Origin of the sequence: Gallaecimonas mangrovi, from assembly GCF_003367375.1 — a bacterium.
Lineage (GTDB): Bacteria > Pseudomonadota > Gammaproteobacteria > Enterobacterales > Gallaecimonadaceae > Gallaecimonas > Gallaecimonas mangrovi.
In genome coordinates this window covers 1,029,692-1,053,151 of sequence record NZ_CP031416.1, presented here as the reverse complement: position 1 = coordinate 1,053,151, position 23,460 = coordinate 1,029,692, and the positions used below count along the sequence as shown (strand labels likewise).

General features: G+C 54.0%; 17 protein-coding genes. 10 read left to right on the top strand and 7 right to left on the bottom strand.

Annotation, left to right across the window (positions count from 1 at the left end; all coding sequences use genetic code 11):
* The first annotated feature begins 24 nt into the window (after nt 1-24).
* The 6 genes from DW350_RS04945 to DW350_RS04920 all read left to right on the top strand — a co-directional run bounded on the left by DW350_RS04945 (nt 25) and on the right by DW350_RS04920 (nt 5,067).
* Nucleotides 25-1,047: an HlyD family secretion protein gene (locus DW350_RS04945; protein WP_115717811.1), complete on the top strand. Its 1,023-nt coding sequence runs from the start codon at nt 25-27 to the stop codon at nt 1,045-1,047.
* Between the two features lie 110 nt (nt 1,048-1,157).
* Entirely contained in the window at nt 1,158-1,475 is a 318-nt protein-coding gene (locus DW350_RS04940; RefSeq protein ID WP_115717810.1) for a DUF190 domain-containing protein, read from the top strand.
* A 176-nt stretch (nt 1,476-1,651) separates the two neighbouring features.
* Nucleotides 1,652-2,206, top strand: coding sequence for a PadR family transcriptional regulator (locus DW350_RS04935; RefSeq protein ID WP_115717809.1), 555 nt, complete (start codon nt 1,652-1,654; stop codon nt 2,204-2,206).
* 1 nt (nt 2,207) lies between these two features.
* Nucleotides 2,208-2,633, top strand: coding sequence for a Fur family transcriptional regulator (locus DW350_RS04930; protein WP_192954813.1), 426 nt, complete (start codon nt 2,208-2,210; stop codon nt 2,631-2,633).
* A 347-nt stretch (nt 2,634-2,980) separates the two neighbouring features.
* Nucleotides 2,981-3,703 carry a response regulator gene (locus DW350_RS04925; RefSeq protein ID WP_115717807.1) on the top strand — a complete coding sequence of 241 codons (723 nt, stop codon included), beginning with the start codon at nt 2,981-2,983 and terminating at the stop codon, nt 3,701-3,703.
* Nucleotides 3,700-5,067 (top strand): sensor histidine kinase, encoded by a 1,368-nt coding sequence (locus tag DW350_RS04920; RefSeq protein WP_115717806.1) that lies wholly within the window; start codon nt 3,700-3,702, stop codon nt 5,065-5,067. Before DW350_RS04925 ends, DW350_RS04920 begins: the two co-directional genes overlap by 4 nt.
* 127 nt (nt 5,068-5,194) lie before the next feature.
* Here DW350_RS04920 and DW350_RS04915 read toward each other — a convergent pair whose 3' ends face one another.
* The 4 genes from DW350_RS04915 to DW350_RS04900 all read right to left on the bottom strand — a co-directional run bounded on the left by DW350_RS04915 (nt 5,195) and on the right by DW350_RS04900 (nt 8,552).
* Complete coding sequence (locus DW350_RS04915; protein ID WP_115717805.1) at nt 5,195-5,722, bottom strand: GNAT family N-acetyltransferase; 528 nt, start codon at nt 5,720-5,722, stop codon at nt 5,195-5,197.
* A 9-nt stretch (nt 5,723-5,731) separates the two neighbouring features.
* Nucleotides 5,732-6,280, bottom strand: coding sequence for a helix-turn-helix domain-containing protein (locus DW350_RS04910; RefSeq protein ID WP_115717804.1), 549 nt, complete (start codon nt 6,278-6,280; stop codon nt 5,732-5,734).
* Nucleotides 6,281-6,344: 64 nt separating this feature from the next.
* The gene (locus DW350_RS04905) at nt 6,345-7,094 is read right to left on the bottom strand and encodes an NRDE family protein (RefSeq protein ID WP_115717803.1); all 750 of its coding nucleotides are present in this window, start codon (nt 7,092-7,094) and stop codon (nt 6,345-6,347) included.
* Between the two features lie 453 nt (nt 7,095-7,547).
* Nucleotides 7,548-8,552, bottom strand: coding sequence for an alpha/beta fold hydrolase (locus DW350_RS04900; protein ID WP_115717802.1), 1,005 nt, complete (start codon nt 8,550-8,552; stop codon nt 7,548-7,550).
* A gap of 169 nt (nt 8,553-8,721) precedes the next feature.
* Between DW350_RS04900 and DW350_RS04895 the strand changes: the two genes are divergently transcribed.
* Nucleotides 8,722-9,774 carry an aldo/keto reductase gene (locus DW350_RS04895; RefSeq protein ID WP_115717801.1) on the top strand — a complete coding sequence of 351 codons (1,053 nt, stop codon included), beginning with the start codon at nt 8,722-8,724 and terminating at the stop codon, nt 9,772-9,774.
* Nucleotides 9,775-9,951: 177 nt separating this feature from the next.
* A complete protein-coding gene (locus DW350_RS04890) occupies nt 9,952-12,615 on the top strand; it encodes a M16 family metallopeptidase (protein ID WP_115717800.1) in 2,664 nt (887 codons plus the stop codon).
* A gap of 107 nt (nt 12,616-12,722) precedes the next feature.
* On the opposite strand, the gene DW350_RS04885 is transcribed toward DW350_RS04890, so the two are convergent.
* Both DW350_RS04885 and DW350_RS04880 read right to left on the bottom strand, forming a co-directional pair.
* A complete protein-coding gene (locus DW350_RS04885) occupies nt 12,723-16,046 on the bottom strand; it encodes an ankyrin repeat domain-containing protein (RefSeq protein WP_192954812.1) in 3,324 nt (1,107 codons plus the stop codon).
* Nucleotides 16,047-16,399: 353 nt separating this feature from the next.
* A complete protein-coding gene (locus tag DW350_RS04880) occupies nt 16,400-17,533 on the bottom strand; it encodes an MFS transporter (RefSeq protein ID WP_115720567.1) in 1,134 nt (377 codons plus the stop codon).
* Between the two features lie 293 nt (nt 17,534-17,826).
* Between DW350_RS04880 and DW350_RS04875 the strand changes: the two genes are divergently transcribed.
* Nucleotides 17,827-18,810 carry an alginate lyase family protein gene (locus DW350_RS04875; RefSeq protein ID WP_115717798.1) on the top strand — a complete coding sequence of 328 codons (984 nt, stop codon included), beginning with the start codon at nt 17,827-17,829 and terminating at the stop codon, nt 18,808-18,810.
* Between the two features lie 30 nt (nt 18,811-18,840).
* Here DW350_RS04875 and DW350_RS04870 read toward each other — a convergent pair whose 3' ends face one another.
* Complete coding sequence (locus DW350_RS04870) at nt 18,841-19,671, bottom strand: pepsin/retropepsin-like aspartic protease family protein (protein WP_192954811.1); 831 nt, start codon at nt 19,669-19,671, stop codon at nt 18,841-18,843.
* A gap of 385 nt (nt 19,672-20,056) precedes the next feature.
* On the opposite strand from DW350_RS04870, the gene DW350_RS04865 reads away from it, so the two are divergent.
* Nucleotides 20,057-23,440, top strand: a complete 3,384-nt coding sequence (locus DW350_RS04865; protein ID WP_115717796.1) for a S41 family peptidase — start codon at nt 20,057-20,059, stop codon at nt 23,438-23,440.
* The last annotated feature ends 20 nt before the right edge of the window (nt 23,441-23,460 follow it).

Here is a 23,460-nt window from a genome sequence, read left to right as displayed (position 1 = left end):
TTTAACGATAAGAGCTTATTCACTATGAAGTTTGGTTTCCCAGCAGTTGCAGGTGTTGTTGTGGTTATCGCTATTGCCGGTGCAATAGTGCTGCTTAACCGCCCAGAATCAGCCAGTGCCGTGCAAAAAACCGATGATGCCTATGTTCAGGCGGACTACACCCTGGTAGCGCCGCAGGTTTCGGGGCTAATTACCCAAGTGCCGGTACAGGATTATCAGCCCGTCAAAGCCGGGCAGGCGTTGCTGACCATCGACCAGCGCCCCTTTGAACTGGCCGTGGCCAAAGCCAAGGCCAATGTCGCTAACGCCCACGCCAGCATTGAAAAACTCAATGCCCAAATCAGCCAGCAGCAAAATTTGGTAACCCAGGCTCAGGCAAATGTGGATTTGGACGAAGCCAACCTGACCTTGGCCAGCGCCGATAAAACCCGCTTTACCAATATGGCCAAAGATGGCTCCGGCACGCATCAGGCGGCGCAACAAGCTACCGCCCATTGGCAAGCCCAACAGGCATCGTTAAAGCATGATCAAGCGGCTTTAGCGGCAGCGCAGCAGCAAATTGCCATCTTGCGCGCCAGCCTTGACCAAGCCCATGCCGCCATGCAAGCGGCCAGCGTGCAGCAAAAAGATGCCGAGCTGAACTTGTCTTACACCCAGATTAAAGCGCCGGTAGACGGCGTGGTAACCCAGCGCCGCGCCCGCGTTGGCGGTTTCGCCCAGGCCGGTCAAGGCGTGCTGGCAATAGTGCCGCTGAAAAAGGTTTACGTAGAAGCCAATTTCCGGGAAACCCAGCTTGCCCACATGCAAGCCGGCCAACCGGTAACACTGACCGTTGACAGCTATCCAGGCGAAACATTTAAAGGCCATGTGCAAAACCTGGCCCCGGCCAGCAACACGGTGTTTTCAGCGGTGCCAGCCCATAATGCTACCGGTAACTTCACCAAAATCACCCAGCGTTTGCCGGTACGTATTGCCCTGGATTTGAAAGATGGCCAGCCCACCCTGCGCCCCGGCATGTCAGTAGAAGTGGCGGTTGATACCGAATAATACCTGGCATGGCAACTTACCGCGCTGCTGGCCATCACGGCCCTAGCGCGGTATTGATAACAAGATAAAAACAGTCAGCGTCATCGATAACGCTTTTGCAGGAGGCACCCATGCAAGGCTACCAAATTATTTTTTTCACCCAACAAAACCGCATGCACGGCAAACAAACCGTAGGCCAGTGGCTATTAAGTAAAGCCAAAGAACTGGGGTTTGGCGGCGCTACCCTAAGCGGGGCACTGGAAGGTTTTGGCCACGACGGCAAGGTGCACATGCTCAACATGTTTGACTACGCCGACCAACCGGTACAGGTGACCATGGTGCTCAGCAAACCTGACACTGAAAGGCTCTTTGCCGAGTTGGATAAAGAAAAGGTCAAGGTGTTCTATACCCGCACTGAAGTGGACTTTGGCATGTTGGGCGGCGCTTAGTTTCGTTACCTGGCAGGCCAATTCTCTTGGCCTGCCTTCGGTACTTTTGCGCCCACCACCTCCCCTCCTTCTGAATAAGTCTCCGGCTGATAACGCACCGTTACCGAAAACAGCCTTGTCTTAAAATATATTAAGATATATCTTTTGATCTAAATTTAACCAATAAGAGCTATCTTATGCAGCGATTATTTCATCGCCACGGCGGCCGAGGCCGCCGCCATGAAGCGTCGTCACTGTTTGACTCAATGGAGCGCGGTGGCGGCCGCCGCCAGCGGCTTTTTAGCGCTGACGACATCCGCATTTTAATTTTGAGCCAGTTAAAAGAAGGTCCGGCCCACGGCTACGAGCTTATTCGCGCCATTGGCGACTTAGCTGGCGGCGAGCAAAGCCCAAGCCCGGGCATGGTTTACCCAACGTTGAACCTGTTAGAAGACATGGGGCATGTTGCCGTGGTTAGCCAAGAGGGAAATCGCAAAGCCTTTGGCATTACTGACGAAGGCCTGCACTTCTTAACCGCCAACGCCGACCTCATAGAAAAAGCCCGCGCCAAACTGAGCCGTGCGCAAGACCGCCGCCGGGCTCGGCGCGTACCCGAGCTGCGCTTGGCCATGGAAAACTTCAAAAACGCCCTCTTTTTACGGCTTGGTCAGGGTGAACCCGATGCGGCCACGGTCGAGAAATTGGTCACTATTCTCAATGATGCCGCTAGCCGTATGGCCAAGGAGCTTTAACATGGCCGACACCCAGCTTGGAAATGCCGCCCAGCTCATTAAAGACAGCGGCATTAAAGCAACCAGCCAGCGTTTGGCGCTGTTAGAAACCCTGCTACAAAGCCAGCAGCACTTTACCGCCGAACAGCTTTACCAAAAGATGCAGCAGCAAGGCGAGTCTATGGGGCCAACCGCCATTTACCGGGTATTGGCCGACCTTTGTAGCGCGGGCCTCATTCACCGTCAGCATTTTAGTGAAGGCAAAGCCCACTATGAGCTGGCCAAGGGTGAACCGCATTTTCACTTGGTGAATGTAAAGGACGGCCAGATAGAAGAATGGGTGGACGAAGGCTTGGTTAAAGCGCTGAAACAAAAGGCGCAGCAGATGGGATACGATGTCGTAGATCTGCAATTAAACCTGCATGTTAGCCCCTTGCTGGCCAAGTAATGTATAACGCCAGCAGCCGCTCATCCCTGCTCACATTTCCAGCCAAGTTCCTGCCAAAGGTTATGCCTGAGTGATAAAACACCGGTTAGCGAGCCTTTAAAACCGAGGCAAGGTCAGCATGAGGCGCCATCTGTATCGCAAAAAAAGCGGAGCCGGCAAAGAACGATTACCGGCTCCAAGTGCTACCTAGAGCTACAGACGGATAGAGTGGACGATAGTAACCGGCAAAGTACCTTGGAATATGTCAGCCATGCCTCAACCGGTAACGGTTTTCGGCGCCGCGTAACAATAGGTAACAGGTGCAATTTTCTGCTCGCTATCGGTTAAGCGCTGGAGATAATGGCAGCATGAACAAGACCAATTTTCACATCATTGTGGTGGACGACGATCCGGAGATCAGCCGTCTGGTATCGAAAATGCTAGGCCACGAAGGTTACAGCGTTACCACCGTTGCCGATGCCAACGCCCTCACCATAGCCATGGCCAAGCAACCAGCATCAATGCTGGTGCTGGACTTAATGCTGCCAGGTGAAAATGGCCTGAGCATTTGTCGGCGCCTGCGGCGGATGGACGAGCAGTTGCCCATTTTGATGCTGACCGCCAAAAGCGATGAAATCGACAAGGTGGTTGGCCTGGAAATGGGCGCCGATGACTACCTGGTTAAACCCTTTAGCCCCCGGGAACTGCTGGCCAGGGTCAGGGCGCTGCTGCGCCGGGCGGGGCTCGCCAAAGCGTCACTTACCAGCCAGCAAAGTCGCATCGCCTTTGATGCTTTTGTACTGAACCTGGCCACCCGTGAACTTACCACCAACGATGGCCAAAATATTGACCTGACCAGCGGCGAGTTTGAGCTGTTAAATTGCTTTGTACAGCAGTCCCGGCGCGTGCTGTCGCGCGACATGATTTTAAATCGCCTAAAAGGCATGGATGCCGCGCCGTTTGACCGCTCGGTGGATATGCTGGTGTCGCGGCTCAGGCGTAAATTAGCCGACGCGGCCCCAGACAATAAGTTAATTACCACCGTGCGTAACAGCGGCTATTTGTTTACCGCCCAGGTGGAATCCTTGTGATAGGCAAATTTACCCTGCGTACCCGTATTGGGCTGCTGATTTTTTGCGTGTCACTGTTTTCGCTTATTAGCTATACCGGCATCTTTTACATTAGCCATAACTTTCGTGAAGAAATGATGGCGCCAAGCCCGGAGCAAGTGGCTTCGCTGGTCAACCTTTATGAACAAACCCCTGCCAGCCATTGGCAACTGCTGAATAAGGCCAGCAGCTCCTTGCTGCTGAATGTGTCTATCATGCCGCCAAGGGAGCTGCCTTCAGCCTCTGAGGGTGAGCTTGAAAATGCACAAGCCCTACCCGACTTTGCCAATTATCAACAGGCCTTGGCTGGCCATCCCTTTGTGGTTATTCGCAAGCCGTCCATTCAAGCCATTAACGTATTGCTGCAAACCTTCTCACCGATGCCAACGCAAGACCCGGTGAGTATCTATGTCACGCTCAACAATGGCTTGCAGCTTGACTTGCAGAGCAGGCCGCCGTTGGTGCTTACCCCCAAAGGCCTGCCGATGGGCTTTTTTGCCGGTTTAACCGGCTGCCTGATTGCGATTTTTGCGCTGGCGACCATGCATTTTGAGCTAAAGCCATTGTCACGGCTGGCAAGCGCCGTTGAAAAGCTGCACCCCGACACGCCAGTGCAATTGCCCCAAGATAAAGCCCGTAGCCCCGAAGTGCAGGCCCTTAATCATGCCATTAGCACCCTGCAGCTGCGGGTACAAACCATGCTCAAGGCGCGCATGGCGCTACTAGGTGGCCTGCAACATGACATGCGAACCTTTGCCACTCGCCTGCGCTTGCGCATAGAGGGCATTAGCGACGACCAGGAACGCCACCTGGCCGAACAGGACGTCAAAGACATTATCGAATTGCTGGATAATGCCCTGATGACCAGCCGCGCCGGTGCCGATGAACTGGCCCAGGAACTGTTTGCGCCAGCGCCGGTGATTCGCGAACAAATCAGCAAGCATCCGCGCTTTAAAGCCGGCCTTTCGCTCAGCATTAATCCACTGGCCGATACCGTTTTGGTGTTGGGCGATAAATTGGCGCTGCGGCGCATACTGGCTAACTTACTGGAAAACGCCTTGAGCTACGGTGGCCGCACCCATGTCACGATGTCGGTCAGCGCTAATACTTTTCTATTGACCGTTGACGACGACGGCCCCGGCATCGCCCCTGAGCATCGGCAACTGCTGCTGGAACCCTTTGTGCGCTTGGAAACCTCAAGAGCCCGCAGCACCGGCGGTTCAGGGCTGGGCCTGGCCATAGTGCGCCAGTTGGTAGAAGGCCACCACGGTAGCGTCACCATTGGTGAATCCCCTAAAAATGGGGCGCGGGTACAAGTGGCCATCCCTGTCTTTAACGACTGCTAGGCACTCAATATCAACTTCCTGTTTGCAGGCCGGTAAACCAGAGCGGCGGCTATTGGCCTTATCACCTTGCAACAGGAAGCAACGTACAAATAGCGAAGCGGCAACCTGCGCCGGTGCTGAGGCTCAATTAGTCAGCCGCTAACGATTTATACATCACCGTTGTGGACTCATAGTGCTTGCCGTCACTGGTTAGAGCAAAGCCTGGAATAATGCCTGCCACCTCAAACCCCAATGACAAATACAGTGCCAAGGCGTTGCTGCTATTGGCGGTATCAAGGGTCAATAAGCGCAGCTGCCAGGCTCTAGCTTTGGCCTCTAGGGCCTGCATTAACTGGCGGGCAATGCCGCGGCGGCGATAATCGGGGCTAACCAGCAACTTGGCCACTTCGCCGCGGTGCGGCTGGTTTGGCGGCAGCTGCGCATCCAGCAGCACCGTGCCCACCACTTGCTGATGCTCAATGGCCAGCAGTTGGCAAAAGCGCGGCTGGCCGAGGCGGCCAAACACCTTTTGCTGCCAAAAACCGCCCGCATCTTCTTCGCTAAAAGGGCTAATAAAACTGACCGATGCCCCCTGTTCGACACATTGGCTAAGTAGTGTTGCCAACCCCGTGGCGAAGGCTGCATCTGGCTGTGCGTGTAATTCAATAATGGTCATCTTGCCCCCTTAAACCAGCACTAGCAGGTAGACCACGTCCATATTGCCGGTGACAACAAAATCGGTGCTACCAAAGGTTTTATAGCGAAGGCAATCGCCGGCATTAAGCTCAAAACTTTCCGACGCTACCGTTAGCCGCAATTGCCCCTGAAGCATAAAAAGGTGGTGTTCAAGGCCGGGCCGGCTGGGCTTTGGGTAATGTAGCGTCGACCCTGCCGCCAGGGTGCAGCGTGCCACTTCCGCCTTAAGATGGGCATCAGGGGGCGACACTGCCAGGCGGGTGAAACCGATTTTACTGTCTACCCAGCACGGTTGCTCGCTGGCGCGAACCAGCGCCGGGCTTTGCGCCTCGGCCTGTTGCAGCAACTGCGACAGAGTTAAGCCATAACAGCTACAAAGCTTGGCCAGCACCGCCGTGGTTGGGCTAACACTGCCTTTTTCAAGGCGCGACAGGGTGGCGCGGCTAACGCCACTTTCCTTGGCTAACTCATCAAGGGACCAGGCACTTTGTAGGCGTAATTGCCGAAGGTGCTCGGCAAGGCGTTGTTCGATATCCATCAAGCACAACCACAAATCTCAAAAATGAGAAAATATGATCTTATTTGAGAAATAGCAACAACAGCTAGAGCTGAAGATCGACGATACCGTCGCGACTCACAAATCGCCAACAGGGCTTTTTATGGCGGTCGGCCGGCACCGCAATATAAGAAGATGACAGGGTTTCAAAGCCAATAGTGCTAGTGATGGTCATGGCATCGGGGCGGATATTAAAACGCTCAGGATTAGGCGCTAAGGCGCCAGGAAACGCCAAAATATCGCCCCATGCTTGCCAGTCACCGATGACCGGGTTTGGTGCTGGCGCCTGCTGAAACTTGGGCAGGTTCTTTGCCATGCGCGGGCTGGAACGCACATCGTTAAGGTCATGCGCCGTTAGCATACTTAAGCCTTCCGGCACCGCTTGCACCAACATACAGCAGCCACCTTTGTTGGCTATCCAAAACGCCGTTTTGGCATCGGCAACCAGCATGTTAAAAGGGCGATAAAGCGAGGTGTCGATACTGGAAAGCGCTTCGGCGGCGCGGCAGGCATTGCCATATTTCAGCGCTAAAAGCGGCAGTTCGCCCCGCGAACGCATCCCCTCTTGTGGCCCTAAGGTGCCAGCACGGTTGAGCACTGTGGCCACCACCCCTTGGCCGTTAATACCTTGCCAGGTACCGCCGCTAGTTAGATCTTGCCCTGCCATCACATCGGGTTGTTCTGGCCAATAATGCCCCGGCGCCTGCCAGGGGCGACTATTCATTTCATCTCGGTTGCCGGCAATTAATAAAGGCCAGCAATGGCCAGGGCGGCGCAAAATCACAACAGTACACATGGAGCGCTATGTAAAACTGCGCGAAATTCGCTGTCAAGCGCCTTAAATGTAAAGCACTATTTCTTTAAATAGGGGTAAATAAAAAGCCGCGTTTTACCAGTAAAGCGTTCCAATTTAAAAAGCAAATCATCTATATGCTTTAACGCATTAGCAGTAAATAACTCAGGTAGGACAACAGTACCAATGAAAAATAAAAAGTCTTTAATTATCAATAATTAAATAAAAACACAAAAACAAAAAACCTTAAGGAATTTAAGCTTTAGCCAACTACAGCTACAAAAGCGAGTAAAAGATTAGGCTGATACGAAATGCAGTGATAATCACTTACAGCCCATCAGGCCTTTTTATAACCCTGCTTTCTTGTTGAATTTAAACTTAGCCAATTAAAAAAACAAAGTGTTTCAGCACCAGCATTTGAATAAAAAAGGGCCCAATGGCCCTTTTTTATTACTGCTACTTCAGCAACTTTGACAACAATATCTGGTGAAACTTATCCGGTTCTTGCATTTGTGGGGCATGACCGGCATCGGGGAAAATAACCAGGCTGGCATGAGGAATGCGCTTAGCCGCTGCTTTTGCCAGCACCGGGTAGTTACCGAGCTTGGCGCGGTCGGCAGGGGCAGCAAAGGCCTTGCCGATGGCAGTCGTGTCTTTGGCACCCACCATCAGCAAGGTGGGTTCGGTAATATCTTGCAGCTCGTAATACACCGACTGGGTGTAAATCATGTTGTAAAGCAGTGCTGAGTTCCAAGCCACAATGTCTTTGCCGGGGCCACGGTACATACCCGCCAGCATTTGCACCCATTTTTCGTATTCAGGTTTCCACTGCCCTGCGTAATAGGTTTTACGCTCGTAGTTGCGAATGCCGGTGTCGGTTTTTTTCAGCTCGTGCTGATACCAGCGGTCAACCCCCAGGTAAGGTACGCCCTTGCGCTTCCAGTCTTCTAAACCAATAGGGTCCACCAACACCAGCTGAGCGGTGGCTTTGGGGTACATCAAACCATAACGAATGGCCAACATGCCGCCGGTAGAATGGCCCATGATAATGGCCTTATGAATGCCAAGGCTTTCGAGTAACTGCTTGGTGTTTTCAGCCAGTTGCTGAAAGGTGTATTGGTAGGCCTTGGGCTTGCTGGATTTACAAAAGCCGATTTGGTCGGGGATCACAACCCGGTAGCCAGCCTTGCTGAGCACCCGGGCACTGCTTTCCCAGGTGGCACCACAAAAGTTCTTACCGTGCAGCAGTACCACGGTCAGTCCATTCGCTTGGCTGCTGGGCGCCACATCCATATAGGCCATATGCAGGGTATTTTGCTGGGACTCAAATTTGAATTGGTGCACCGGCCAAGGGTAACTAAAGCCTTCCAGCTCTGGCCCATAAGCGGACTTTTCTTCGCTATAGGCACTGGCGCAGCAAAAGACGGCAAGCACCGATAACACCTTAAAAAACGTAGACATAAGCTTTCCTTACTCTGGGGGATTTTAACACCATAACGCCCAACACCACCGCGCCCAAGCCATGTTGGCCGCAAAAGGCTTTTGGAGCAGCCGCAAAGAAGCAAGGGGGTTTGTGTTTAAGCTCATGCTTGGTTAGCTTGAAGGCACTGCGCACAAAAGGATGTATTTGATGAAATACCATGCACTGGGCCGCACCGGCCTTGAAGTATCGGAGGTATGTTTGGGCACCATGACCTGGGGCACCCAAAACAATCAGGCCGATGCCGACGCTCAGCTCGACTACGCCCTGGCGCAGGGCGTGAATTTTATCGACACCGCTGAGATGTACTCCATTCCCCCCAATGAAAGCACCTATGGCGCCACCGAAACCATTATTGGCGACTGGTTGTCGCGCAACAGTGCCAAGCGCCAACACCTAGTGCTGGCCAGCAAGATGGCCGGTAACGGCCTTTCCTATATTCGTGGCGGTAGCGACATCTCGGGTGCCACCCTCAAAGAAGCGGTAGACCATTCCCTCAAGCGGCTGCAAACCGATTATCTCGACCTGTACCAGTTACATTGGCCTAACCGTACTTCCCCCCATTTCGGTAAGCAGTGGCCGGACATGGTGCGCTTTAGCGACGTTGACGGCAAAGCCCATACCGAACAGATGCTAGAGATCCTGACTGCCGTTGATGACTGCATCAAGGCCGGGAAAATTCGCCACTTTGGCCTGTCGGACGACACCACCTGGGGCATTAACACCTACTTAAAGCTCAGTCAGCAGCACAGCCTGCCAAGGCTGGCGTCCATTCAAAACGAATTCAACCTGCTGCATACCAAAGACTGGCCTTATTTAATTGAGAACTGCCTGCACGAAGATGTCGCCTACCTGCCTTGGTCGCCGTTGGCAGCAGGGGCACTGACCGGCAAATATTTGGGCGGCGCCCGCCCCGAAGGCAGCCGCTGGACCTATGTGCAGCGAAAAGGCCTGTTTAGGGACACCGACGCCGCCAACGGTGCTATTGCCGCCTATGGCGAGGTCGCCGCAAAGCATGGCTTAAGCCCGGCCGAGCTGGCACTGGCCTGGTGCAAGCAGGTGGATGGCGTAACCTCCACCATTATTGGTGCCACCACCTTGGCGCAGTTAAAAGAAGATATCGCTGCCTTTACGCTCACCCTAAGCGAAGCGGCGCTGGCCGACATTGCTGCCGTGCTAAGGCGCTTTCCTGCCCCTTACTAAAAAAGGCGCCATTGGCGCCTTTTGCTTCAACCAATATTTGTTAACAAAAAACACATTTCCCTTTAAAAATATGCTGTTAAGCAAAAGAATTAACGCAATTGCGCAAGGAATCGCGAAACTTTCCCCCGCTTTTCGGTACAAATAACACATTGCTTTTGTTTTCATCAGGACGGATAGATGACTAAATCCTTAGCCTTGGCGGTTGCCCTTGCCTTGGGCAGCGCCGCCTTGCCCGCGCTGGCACAACAGCCCCAGCACGACGTAACCCGCGCCACCTTAAAAAACGGCCTCAAGGTGGTAATAATCGAAGACAAGCTGGCGCCGGTGGTAACAACCCAGGTTAACTACCTGGCCGGTGGTAACGAAACCCCAAGCGGTTTTCCCGGCACTGCCCACGCCGTTGAGCACATGATGTTTCGCGGCAGCCCCGGCCTGAGCAAAGACCAAATTTCGGCCCTGGCGGCCAACATGGGCGGTAACTTCAACGCCGAAACCATGGAAGACTCCACCCGCTACTATTTCACCGTACCCAAGCAAGATATTGACGTAGCGCTGCGCATTCATGCCATTCGCATGCGCGCTGTCGATATGAAACCGGCGGAGTGGAAAAACGAACGGGGCGCCATAGAGCAGGAAGTCGCAAGAGACCTATCCAGCCCCATGTTCAAAGCCACCACCCAAATGCGTAAAGACCTGTTTGCTGGCACCCCTTATGAACACACCCCGCTTGGTACCCGGCCGTCTTTTAACAAAACCACCGCTGCCGACCTTAAGCACTTTCACGACACCTGGTATGCCCCCAATAACGCGGTGCTGGTGATTGCCGGTGACGTTGACCCGGCCAAAACCCTGGCTGAGGTGAAGTCGCTGTTTGCCGACATTCCCAGCCGCAAGTTGCCAGTGAAACCGGCCTTTCACTACCAGCCGGTAAAAACGCAGCACATCAAGCTGGAAACCGATACTCCATACGGCTTTCAAATTCACGCCTTTCGCCTACCGGGGCTGCGCGATAAAGACTACGCCACCGCCCTGGTTATGAGCAGCGCCCTAGCCTCGCAGCGCGGCGCTTTATATGGCATGGGTATGGACGGCACCGCCCTTTATGGCAGTTTTGAAGGGCAGTTCATGCCCCACGGCGGCATTGCTTACGCTTATACCGCCTTTGCCAAGGGCGCCAGTCTGGCCCCTATTGAAAAGCGCATGAACGCCATCTTGCAGCACGCGGCCACTAAAGGCATTGACCCAGCGCTAGTAGAGGCTGCCAAACGCAGCGCCATTGCCAGCCTGGAATTTGCTAAAAACTCGGTAGATGGCCTAGCCAACGCCTGGTCTGACGCCTTAGTGCAGCAGCAGCTTAGCTCGCCGCAGGCCATTAAAAGTGCCATAGAGGCGGTAACGCCAGCCATGGTCAACGCCCTGGCCGCCAAGGTGCTAAACCCTAAAGCCTCAGTAACCGCCACCCTCACCCCGGCCAGCTCTGGTAAGCCGGTCGCCAGTAAAGGCTTTGGCGGCGCCGAAAGCTTTAATAGCGCGCCAGACAAGCCGGTAACACTGCCAAAATGGGCGCAAAAAAGCTTTGCCAAGCTGTCGGTACCCAAGTCGCACCTTAAACCTAGCGACTTCACCCTGGCCAATGGCCTTAGGGTAATAGTGCAACCTGAAGACGTTAGCGACACCGTCTATGTTACCGGTGCCATTGATACCAACGAACACATGCAGGCCAAAGCCGGCCAGGAAGGCATTAGCAGCATTCTCGATAGCCTCTTTAGTTACGGCACCACTGGTCTTGGCCGCTTGCAGTTCCAACAAGCCTTGGACAACATCTCGGCCTCGGAATCAGCCGGTTCCAGCTTTAGCCTGGCGGTACCGGCCAAGCACTTTGAGCAAGGAATGAAGTTGTTGGCTGACAACGAACTAAACCCCGCCCTGCCGCCGCAAGCCTTTCAAATTGTTCAGCACCAAACCGCTGCCAGCGTCGCCGGCATGTTGCAGTCGCCGAGCTTTTTAAACAGCCTGCACCTGAGCCAAGCGCTGTATCCGAAAAATGACCCAAGCCTGCGCCACGCCACCCCACAATCGGTGATGAAGTTAAGCTACGGCGATATTAAGCAGTACTACGCAGACACCTTCCGCCCGGACATGACCACCCTCGTTGTGGTGGGCAAAGTGACCCCGGACCAAGCCAAAGCCGTGGTCAACAAATACTTTGGCCACTGGCAAGCCAAAGGGCCCAAACCCGAAACCAACTACCCGGCGGTGCCAGCCAACAAAGCCACCGAGTTCAACACCCCCGATAAAGCAGCGATACAAGACAGCGTGCAAATGGTGCAAAACGTCGATGTTACCGAAAACAGCCCGCAACGCTTTGCCCTAAATTTGGGTAATGAAGTGCTGGGCGGCGGCTTTTATGCCTCGCGTTTTGTCAAAGATCTGCGGGAGAAAAATGGCTTGGTTTACACCGTGTCATCCGGGCTGAGCCTGGACAAAAACCGTGGCACCTACAACGTTTACTTTGGTAGCGACCCAGACAAGGTAAAAGCCGCCCGCGCCTTGGTAATTAAAGATCTCAAAGCCATGGCGCAAAAGCCGGTCAGCGAAACCGAACTCAAGCAAGCCAAGGGCATATTGCTGCGGCAAATTCCGCTAAGTGAAGCAAGCTTTGACGGCATTGCCGGCCAGCTGTTGTCGCTGTCGATGGAAGGTAAACCCCTTAACGCCCTGGAGCTGGCTGCCAAAACCTACTACGGGCTGACCGCCAAAGACATCCAGGCTGCCTACGCCAAGTACATTCGCCCCGACGGTTTTGTTACCGCCGTTAAAGGCCCTGCGCCAAAAGGCTGATGGCTCTGGCCACCAAAAAGCCGCCCTTGGGCGGCTTTTTTTATGTTTATTGCCAAGTATTCAGAAGCGAGCGCCTAAAAAAAGCCGGGCTAATGCCCGGCTTTTTGTTAGTTGAGGCTGGCGCCTGCCGGCACCATGCTCATCAACTCGACGCAGGATTTCAGCTCGCGCTCGGATGCCAGCGCCAGAGGCGAGACACCTTCGTTATTTTCTAACCTCGGGTTGGCCCCGGCGGTTAGCAGGTTGGTAACCAGCTTAATTATCTGGCCATATTCGGTGTCGTCTGGGTCAAAGAACATCGCCACATGCAGCGGCGTATTGCCGTTGCCGTCACAACCGTTGATATCGACACCCAGCGCCGCCAGCAAATTAACCAATTCGCTGTGGCCACGATAAGCCGCATAGTGCAGTGGCGTTATCTGGCTTTTATTGGCTTTAAAAGACAAATTCAGCCGTGAGGTAAACAGCTTAAAGAACTGGCAGGCTTCTTCTTCATCGGGCCGCAACGCAATGTAGTGCATTAAGTTACTGCCGTTATTGTCGAGGTGTTCTACCTTTTCCCGCACCAAAGGCGAGCTGCAAAGGAAGTTGACAAAAGCCTGGTCGCCCCCTTCCATGGCAATCATCAGCGGCGTGCGGCCACGGGTATCAAGCTTGTTAAGGTCGGCGCCTCGCTTCATCAGCCGCATAAAGATCTCGTCGTGGCCTTTGAGTATGGCCAAGGTCAGCGGCGTGTAACCGTCTTCTTTGCTGGCAGCATTAATATCGGCGCCCTGGTCTAATAGCAGGTTGATGATGTTGTTTTTAAGCCCTTGGTCGATGCAGTTTCTGTCGCGGCCAAATTCCACATGGTTGTCATAACCATAGGCTCGCCATGCCGCGTTATGCAGCGCCGTAAAGCCGTGGGGATTGGCCAGGGTGACGTCAACGCCTTTTGCAATCAGCGCTTCAACTGCCGTTAAACAGCCATAAGCGGCGGCGCACATCAGCGGCGTATCGCCGTCAGGGTCTATGGCATTGACGTCAGCACCGAATTCAAGCAGCACCTCAACGGTGGCGCGGCGGTCTTCCTTGTCAATGAAGTTCCAGTTACTGATGGCCCGGTGCAGCGGCATGGAATTATCAAAGCCACCACAAGCGTTGATATCGGCGCCCTGTTCCAACAAGAAGCGCACCAGCGGGGTGTAGCATTTGGACGCGGCTGCCAGCAGCGGGGTGTTTTTCAGTGAGTTGCTGATATTAACGTCCAACTGCCCGCGTTTTGCCAACTCTTCCAAAAAGGGAAGAGGCTGGGCCGGGTCATCACTGTTAAAGCGTGAAACAATATAAATTTCAAAGGTTTCGCCGGTTACGCACATCGGCTTATGAGGGTCAGCACCGTTGTCGAGCAGTGCCCGGAATACGTCGAGGTTGTCAAACTGCGCAGCGGCTTCCAACAGGGTTTCTTCGGTGCGGTATTGCCCCCAGCCACGGCCATCATCTTGGTAGGCAGGCTGTAACTCGCGACTCATGGTGGCGTTGGCATCGGCGCCATGGGCCAACAGCAACCGGCACACATCGGCGCAATATTGGTATTTTTCAGCGTCGCCATCAGCAGAATAACACTTGTGCAGAATGTGGTAGATGTAGCCGTATTCCAGCGCCACTATCACCTCGCTGCCAACATTGCTGCGAAAACGCTGGTCGATGTTTTCTGCCCCTGGCAGCAAACATTTTAAGGTTTCAACCGACACGCCAGAGCCAATCAGCCAGCGCAGCGGGTCGCCCGCCAAGGGGCTGCTAACATCCACCGGCGTTGTTAAGGTGCTTAATATCGGGCTGATGTCGTCGCCCATGTTGGCGTACTGGCCCCAAATGGCAATGATGTTGCCGCGGCAACCGTCGTCGTCAACCACTTCGGCATTAATATCCCAACCGCAATCGAGCAGCGCTTGCAGCTGGTGCATAAAACCTTCTGGCTTATAGCGCGCCACCAGCACCGGTAACATGCAGCGCTGATTTAAATCGCTGGGGCTATCCGGGCCATAGTTGAATTCTTCACCCAGCGGCAGCGCCAGGTTGTGGCTGTCAAAAATCGCTTTCAGGCTAGTAAGGGCAGCGGCGCGGCTTTCATAGTCGTAACTGCCGCCTTGGGGGTTCATGGTAAACAGCCAGCTGAGAATATTGCTGCCATCGTCGCCATGGAAGTTAAGGTCGGCACCGCGTTCTGCCAGCTGGCTAACCAGCGGCATGCGTTCAAACCACAGCGCCATAGCCAGCGCCGAGCGGCCGTGGCATTCAATGGCGGCGCCGTGTTCTAACAGCCACACCAGTAACCTTTCGCCATATTCGATGTTATCGAGCCAGCCACACAAAATGTGCAGTGGGCTTAGGGTCATGCCAGCCCAGTTAACCCCTTGGTTAATGTCGGCGCCTTTTTCCAGCAAGGCTTCGAGCATGGCCAGCTTTTTCTCGAGGGGAATATTGCCCGCTTTAAAAATATCGATGAAGGTTTTATTCACATCGCCATTATCAATGGGCATATCGTCAACAACCTGCTGCATTTGCCGCACGTTGTTTATCAAAATGCTGATCGGTAAATTCAGCTGGCGCTGCTCGTTAATCGCTTGCAATGCTTTAGCGTCGGAGCGGCCAAAATTTTCCAAATCGAGGTATTTTTCCAGCGCCGGTTTATCGTCGTCAGCGATGTCCAGGCCCAGTTCCAGCAATTTAATAAAGCTGGCGTAACGGCGAAATTGCAAAATGCGCTCGGCAAAACTCGGCCCGCTAACCGGCAGGTTGAGCACCAGGTCGGCTTTATTGAGCTGTTCTAAGACGCGGTTAAAGGTGGTGGCCGCCAGTTTGCTTTGCGTATCGAGCAGGGCCGGGTTCATTAAGGCGCGCATTAGTGGCGTGTTTTTGGGTAGCTGCGCTTTATTGACGTCGGCCCCCAGTTTCATCAGCCAGGCCACCGCCAGCGGGTCAACCCGGGTTTGCTCCTGGCCAAGGTAATAAGCCAGCACGGTTTGCTTGGTTGCCCGCATGTCAATTTGGTTAATGTCAGCGCCTTGCGACATCACATAACCAAAATAGCGCTCATTGATTTTGTCGTGGTGCATCAGTTGGTGTAGCACCGGCAGGCCATCAATATAAGACGGCAGTGCCTCGCCATGGTCGATAAAAGCCTTAAGCAGTGGTTCAGAAAGCTGAGTGACCACAAACTCCATTACATACTGTTCGGGCTTTTCAGCACCGGAATCGATGTCGCAGCCAAGGGACAACAGCCAGGCGGCGATCTCGGCTTGCTTGTAATAGATGGCGTAATACAGCGGTGAGCGCTGGTTATCGTCAGGCTCGTTACAGTTACTGGCATCAATGTGCTTTTGTAACTTTGTAAGATTGCCAGATTTGATAATGGCGTCGACGGAAGAAGCGTTACGGCTAAAAAACATGAAAATTTTCACCAACTTTTGAGGGGGAATGAGATTGGCCGCTTTGCAGCATAAGCCGCGGGCCAACGTCCATGAGGAGGGAACATTCATCCTTGAATTAAATGTTGCCACTACTGCAATTAAAAACACCGAGGGTGTTTCAGTACAGGTTAAGGATGTTTTTTATCAGTAACATGAACAACAAAAGCGTCATTTACAGCTACCGCGCAAAAAGAAAGCAAAGCGGTTAAATAAAAAACAACTACTACTACTTTTAAAACGAAAACATCGCTAACCATTGCAATAAAGCGACCAAGTAATGGCCGCTATTTAAAAATAATGACGTTAAAAAAGCCGCCCAAGGGCGGCTTTTTTTATTCGGCAGCTAACTGCGCGGCTTTGGCATGGCGATGGCTCAGTGCCACCAACCCCAAGCCCCCTAATGCCAGTAAGGCACCGGCCACCGGTACCATGGGGTAACCGAGGTGCATTTTCAGCACCGCCCCACCCAAGGCCGCACCCAGGGCGTTACCCAAGTTAAAGGCACCAATATTCACCGATGAAGCCAGCCCCGGCGCCTTGGCAGCAACGTGCATCACCTGAATTTGCACCGGCGGCGCAATACCAAAGGCAGCTGCGCCCCACAGCACAAACATCACCATTACCAGCCAGTCATGCCCCAAGGTCAGCGGCAGCAACACCATTAACATCGCCAGCGCGCAGAAGAAGATAGAAGCGGCGCCAGTAAGGGACCAGTCGGCCAAGCGGCCGCTAATAATGTTACCCAGGGTGAACCCCACACCAATTAGCACCAAAATAAGCGACACAAAATTGTCGCTGGCGCCTGACACCGTCTGCAATAACGCCGAGACATAAGTGTAAAGGGTAAACATGGCACCTGCGCCCATCACGGTGGTGGCCAATGCGGTCAGTACCGCCGGTTGGGTCAGCACTTTTAGTTCGGCTTTAATATCCGGTTTTTGGCCAGGTCGCCCCATCGGCAGCGCAAAGCGCAGCGCTATCATGGTAATAACCCCAAGTCCCGCCGAAATAATAAAGGCCAAACGCCAACCTAAATGCTGGCCAATCCAGGTGGCCGCCGGTACACCACCGATGTTGGCAATGGTCAGCCCCATAAACATGGTGGCCACCGCACTGGCCCTTTTATTGGCCGGTACCAAGCTAGACGCCACCACCGCCCCCAGCCCGAAAAAGGCGCCGTGGTTAAGGCTGGTGAGAATGCGAGAGGCCAGCAGCGAAATATAATTCGGCGCCAAGGCACTGGTCAGGTTACCAATGGTAAAAATGGCCATTAGCAAAATCAGCGCCGGGCGCTTGCCAAAACGGCTCATATAAAGCGTCATAAAGGGCGCACCCAGCATGACACCGGCGGCATAGGCACTGATCAACAGGCCAGCGGTAGGAATGGAAACACCTACCCCTTGGGCAATTTGCGGCAGCAAACCCATAGGGGAAAACTCGGTGGTACCAATGCCAAAGGCACCCATGGCCAAGGCCAAAAGCGGCCAGCGCGAGTTGGTGTCCTTCGCAGCAGCGGACTCCGTAGTCACATCAAATCTCCTGTCGGATTAAACCCTGTTTAGTAAGACTCTGAAATTTATGGTTATATGGGCTATCACCGTCATCTGCGATGTGCCTCTTCTTAGCGTATTGCTGCATAAGGGCCGGCCATTAAAGCACGAGCCTTGGGGTTTCTTAAATCCTGTCACCGCAACAAGTCTTTCGCTTGCGACAAAAAGGTGGCTAGATAGCGGGCATTAATAACCAAAAGGATCTGCTGATGTGGCTGCGTGCCTGCTGTTTTAGCCTGTTAGTAAGCCAAGCGGCCTTGGCTGGCGAGCCATGCCAAGCCCCCACATCAATAAAGCCGCCGGCGGCGCAGCCACAGGCCATGGCATCGCTGCATACCGAAGGCAAAATTTACGGGCCACTGCAGCGCCGCGTGGTTAAGGCCCGCCACGACTTTCCTTATATGCTGGCCTTAGCAAACCAGTGGCAGCTGAGCCAAAACCCGCAGCAGCTGGCCACCCTTAGCCATTATTTTGATGCGTGGGTTAGCCATTATCAGCTGAGCTTTAACCCCATTGATGAAAGCCACTTTGACGATTTTTTAAGTGCCTTTGCCATTAGCCGCCAAGGGCTGCCCGCCGATATCCGCCAGCAAACGGCGCACTTTATTCGCAATATGGTGGAAGGTTATCTGGGGCTAATGCAGGCGCACCAGCTTGATAAGCACAATGAATGGCACAACAACTGGCAAAGCCACCGCATTAAACTGGTGACCTTGGGGGCGGTGGCCCTTAACGACAAAAAACTGCTGGCACTCGCCCACCAGGCCTTTCGCCAGCAACTGGCCAAAAATATTCAACCGGGCGGCGAAGTTTGGGATTTTCAGTACCGCGATGCCCTGCATTATGTGGTTTACGACATCGAGCCATTATTGAGGGCTGCGCTGGCAGCAAACACCCAGGGCCAGGACTGGTTTCGCGAACAGGGCCCGCAAGGGCAGAGCCTTAAACAGGCCGTGGACTGGTTAACCCCCTATGCCAAGGGCGAAAAACAGCACCAAGAATTTGTACACACCAAAGTGGCCTTTGATAAAAAGCGCCAGCAAGCGGGGGTGAAGGGCTTTTTTGGATTGTGGCAGCCTGACCGCGCCGCCAATGTGTATTGGGCCGCCAGTATATTCGACAGCAGCTACCTGCCCTTAGCCAAAAAGCTGCGGGTTAAAGCGCCCTCTTGGCTGCTGTGTTATTGCCACTAAAAAAGCCGCTCAAGGCGGCTTTTTTAACCCTTATTTATTGACCACTACCCAGCCCCGGCTGTGGGCTAAATCCAGGGTAACTTGCCAGTGTTTCAGCACTTGGCGGCCGAGGTTTCCGTCCATAATAAGGTTTCTCACCAACACCGGCCCAGAAACGGCAAGCTTAGCTTTGGGGTGAAAGCTCCAAAGCTGCGCCTTCGGGTTGGTTTTCGATAGCCCAAACAAGCCGGCTACGGTTTGGTCCAGCAATGACGGGCCATAGTTGCCGCTATCAAGCTCCAGCCAGGTCATGCCAGTAAAGACCGGCACCCCCATGTTAGCGGTAAGGGCGGCGCCTTCGGCCGAACGCACTAGACGAATGGGCACTTCGATGCCCTGTTTTTTAATGCGCCCAAGGCTGCGATTATCTTCCAGTAGCAGCTGGTGTTTGGCCACATCCAGCGTTACCACCTTATTGGCAAAGACATCCAGGCCTATTACCCCATCAAGGCCCCGGGCCGCTTTGCCCATAAAGGCCGGTAAGTTATAGACCGCCAGCGGCGACAAGGCGGTTTGATAGCGGCCAACACTGACCTTGGCTTTATTACAGCGCGGCACGTCCAGGCGCGCACCTATGGCGCGAAAGCCAGTTATTTTGCCCCATGGCGTACAACCAATGGCCGCAGCAAAAGCCGGGGTAACGCCAGAAACGCCAATGCCCGAATCAAACAAAAAAGTGCCTTTGCGGCCAGCAACCTTGGCATTTATCACCTCAAGGCCAGCCTTATTGACCGCAAGGGTTAACACCTGTGTTTTGGCCCAACTTGCGGGGGCAACCGCAACCAAACAGAGCGACAACAACAACCACAAACAGCGTTTCAAAGTAGCCTCACAACCAATACCTATCAAAAAAACAGCGCGCACCTTGGCCACACTAGCATTAAAAGCATCCTATCAAGCTTTGCTAGCACAGCAGCGCTGCTGACACATGACTTCCCCTTTGAAAAAGGAAGAAATAAGACAACAACAAAAACCGAAAAATTGCTGCGGATTAACCGAAGTTAGAAGCAAAAGCCAGCATGTTTAAAGCACACAACCACTCTTGCCAGTCACCTAAAAGTGCTGCCGGTAAATTTCGATACAAATTACCTAAGTCATTATTAGCAAAGGTGAACTGACCCAGTCCTGACCCTGGGGTATGTTAGGTTGTAACGATAAAACCAACGAAGCGAAAGCCTAAGTCGCTACAGCATATAGGAATGGGTTCATGACTAAACCAAGGGTATTTAAAGGCGCTGCCATTGCGTCGGCCCTGGCCGCGATTTTATCTACGCAAGCCAGTGCACAAACGCCGGTAAGTAATGACAACGTACAGGCAATGATCCGCTACCCCGCCGTGCACGGCGATGAAGTGGTTTTTGAAGCCGGTGGCCACCTGTGGCGCAGCGCGGTATCTGGCGGCCAGGCCGTGCAATTAACCTCCGACAGCGGTTACGATTCTGCCCCGCACTTTTCACCAGACGGTAAATGGATAGCCTTTACCGGTTGGTACCAGGGCAACACCGATGTTTATGTTATTCCCGCCATGGGCGGCGCCGTTAAGCGCCTGACTTACCACTCCATCAACAGCAAGATCGGTAAAGACCAACTCAAGCCATCCCCCGATAACACCGTGCTGGGCTGGACGCCGGATGGCAAAGATGTGGTGTTCCTGTCCCGCCGTGACAGCTTTAACCCACAGGTGATGCACGCCTTTAAAGTGCCAGTTGGCGGCGGCTTGCCAGAAGAGTTGCCACTGCCCTGGACTGGCCCCTTGTCCTTTGCCAGCAACGGCCACGAAGTGGCCTATAACAAGCTGAGCCGGGTTTATCGCCCATTCCACCGCAAGCACTATTACGGTGGCCAGGCACAAGATATTTGGACCTACAACTTCAATACCGGCAAAACCGAGCAAATTACCCATTGGAAAGGGGCGGACGTTTGGCCAATGTGGCACGGCAAAACCCTGTATTTCACCTCTGACCGCGGTGAACACGGGGTGCAAAACCTTTGGTCATATTCAATGACCAGCCAGCACTTTACCCAGCTCACCCACTTTGACACCTACGATATTGACGCCCCTACCTTGGGCGACAACGCCATTGCCTTCTCGGACGGCGGCAAGTTGTACGTGTATCAGCTGGGCGACAACAAGCTGCAGCAGGTTAAGGTAACAGTGCCGCTGGACGGCACCCGCACCCAGCCACACTGGGTTGATGCCTCACAGCAAATCGCCAGCGCCAGCGTCGCCCCCGACGGCAAGTTGGCAGTGTTCTCTGCCCGTGGTGCGCTGTTCACCGTACCCGCCAAATACGGCAGCATTCAAACCCTGACCCAAGATCCGGCCGCCGATGAGCGCCACCCGGCGTGGTCGCCCGACGGCAAACACATTGCCTACATCTACGCCAAAGGCGAACAAAGTGAAATCGCCATTCGCAGCGCCGACGGTGGCGCGCCAAAACTGCTGACCCACAGCCACGACATCAGCTACCAAGGCCCGGTTACCTGGAGCCCCGACAGCAAGTGGATAACCTACGTCGATTCCAACCAAAATCTCTGGCTGCAAAACATTGCCGACGGCAAACGCTATAAGGTGGCCACCGATAACAGCAGCCGCTTTACCTTTACCGACCTAGCCTGGGCGCCAGGCAGCGACTGGCTCACTTTCTCTAAAACCTTAGAGACCCGTAAAAGCGGCCTGTTCCTATACAACGTCAAGGCCCACCAGCTGCACAGCGTCAGCGATGGCCGCTTTAGCGACTTCAGCCCGTATTTCTCCGATAACGGCAAGTACCTGTATTTCGCGTCCAACCGGGTTGTTAACCCAACCATGTCAAACTTTGACGAAACCATGGCCAGCCTCAACAGCTCAGGCCTGTACGCCACCACCCTGGATAACGACACCGTTTCCCCTATCGCCCCGCGCCAACCGAAACCGGTGGCCGACAGCGACAAAAAGGACGACAAAAAAGATAAAGACAAGGGCAAAGAGAAATCGAAGGCCCTGCACATCGACCTTAATGGCCTGATGAGCCGCGCCGTGCGCCTGCCGGTACCCGACACCAATATCTCTGGTGTCTTTGCCGCCAAAGGCGTGGTGTTCTACCTCACCCAGCCCAACATGAACTTAGCCGGGCCCCTAACCGGTGAAGCCCCGGAGCTGCGTGCTTATTCACTGGAAAAACGTAAAGACAAAACCCTGGTTAAAGACGTGAATAGCGCCGAGCTATCAGCGGACCATTCCACCCTTTTCTATCAGGCGGCCGGTAAATGGCAGCTGCGCCCGGCAAGCTTTGATGAACACGCCGATGCCGATACCCTGAACCTGGCGCATATGCGCCGTTGGGTTGAGCCACATGCAGAATGGGCCACCATCTTTAATGAGGCTTGGCGCGATGTGCGTGACTACTTCTTAAACCCGGAGCTGATCAAGTCTGACTGGGCCAGCATTGGCGAGCATTACCGCAAGCTGTTGCCAATGGCTGCCAGCCGCGATGATGTGAACTGGCTGATTGCCAACATGATTGGCACCCCGGGTGAAAGCCACATGTATGTGTTCGGTGGCGACCAGGGCTGGAAAAGCCCCGCCACCACCACCGCCGATCTCGGCGCCGAGTTTGCACTGGACAAAGCCTCTGGCCGCTATAAATTGGCCAAGATTTATAAAGGCGACAACACAGTGCCGGGTTATGAATCACCCCTCGGCCAGCCCGGTTTGAAAGTGGCAGAAGGCGACTACATTTTGGCCATCAACGGCCAGCCGCTCAAAGCCCCTACCAACCCTTATGCCCTATTGAACGGTACCTTTGGCAGCACGGTACAACTGCGCCTGTCACAGCACGCCTCGGGTAAGGATGCCTGGACCATTAGCGTTAACCCGGTAGCCAATGGCAATAACCTGCGCCTGGAAGCCTGGATAGCCCACAACCGCGAGGTGGTGAATAAAGCCTCTGGCGGCAAAATCGGTTATGTCTACTTAAAAGACATGGAAACCGAAGGCATGCAGGAATTTGTGCGCCAGTACTACAGCCAAACCCATAAAGAGGCCATCATCTTTGATGACCGCTGGAACCTGGGCGGCTTTATTGACCCCTTCATCTTCGATCGCATTCACCGCCAAATGGCCGGTATGTTCACCAACCGCTATGGCTGGGCCGACCCAACCCCGAATGCCTTTAACGGTTACATGGCGGCCTTGATTAACCGCGGCTCTGCCTCTGACGGTGACATCTTTGCCTACATGTTCAAGGTTGACCACCTTGGCCCCACCATCGGCAGCCGCACCTGGGCGGGCGTACGTGGCCTCGACGGCCCCTTCCCGCTGATGGACGGTGGCTCCTTGGTAGTGTCCGATAACGGCATGTACGGCAATAACGGTAAGTGGATCGTTGAAAACATCGGCGTAAGCCCGGATGTAACGGTGCACGACGAAGCGGGCGACTTAAACCGTGGCGTGGATGCGCAGCTCGACACCGCCATTAAAATGATGATGCACAATATCGCCAAGACGCCGCGTCATCTGCCGCCAACCCCCGCCTGGACCCCGGCCTTCCCGCCGCAACCGGCATACCCGAAATGCAGCGATCACCACAACGACAGCACCTGTAGTTAAGGCGCTAAAAACAAAAAAAG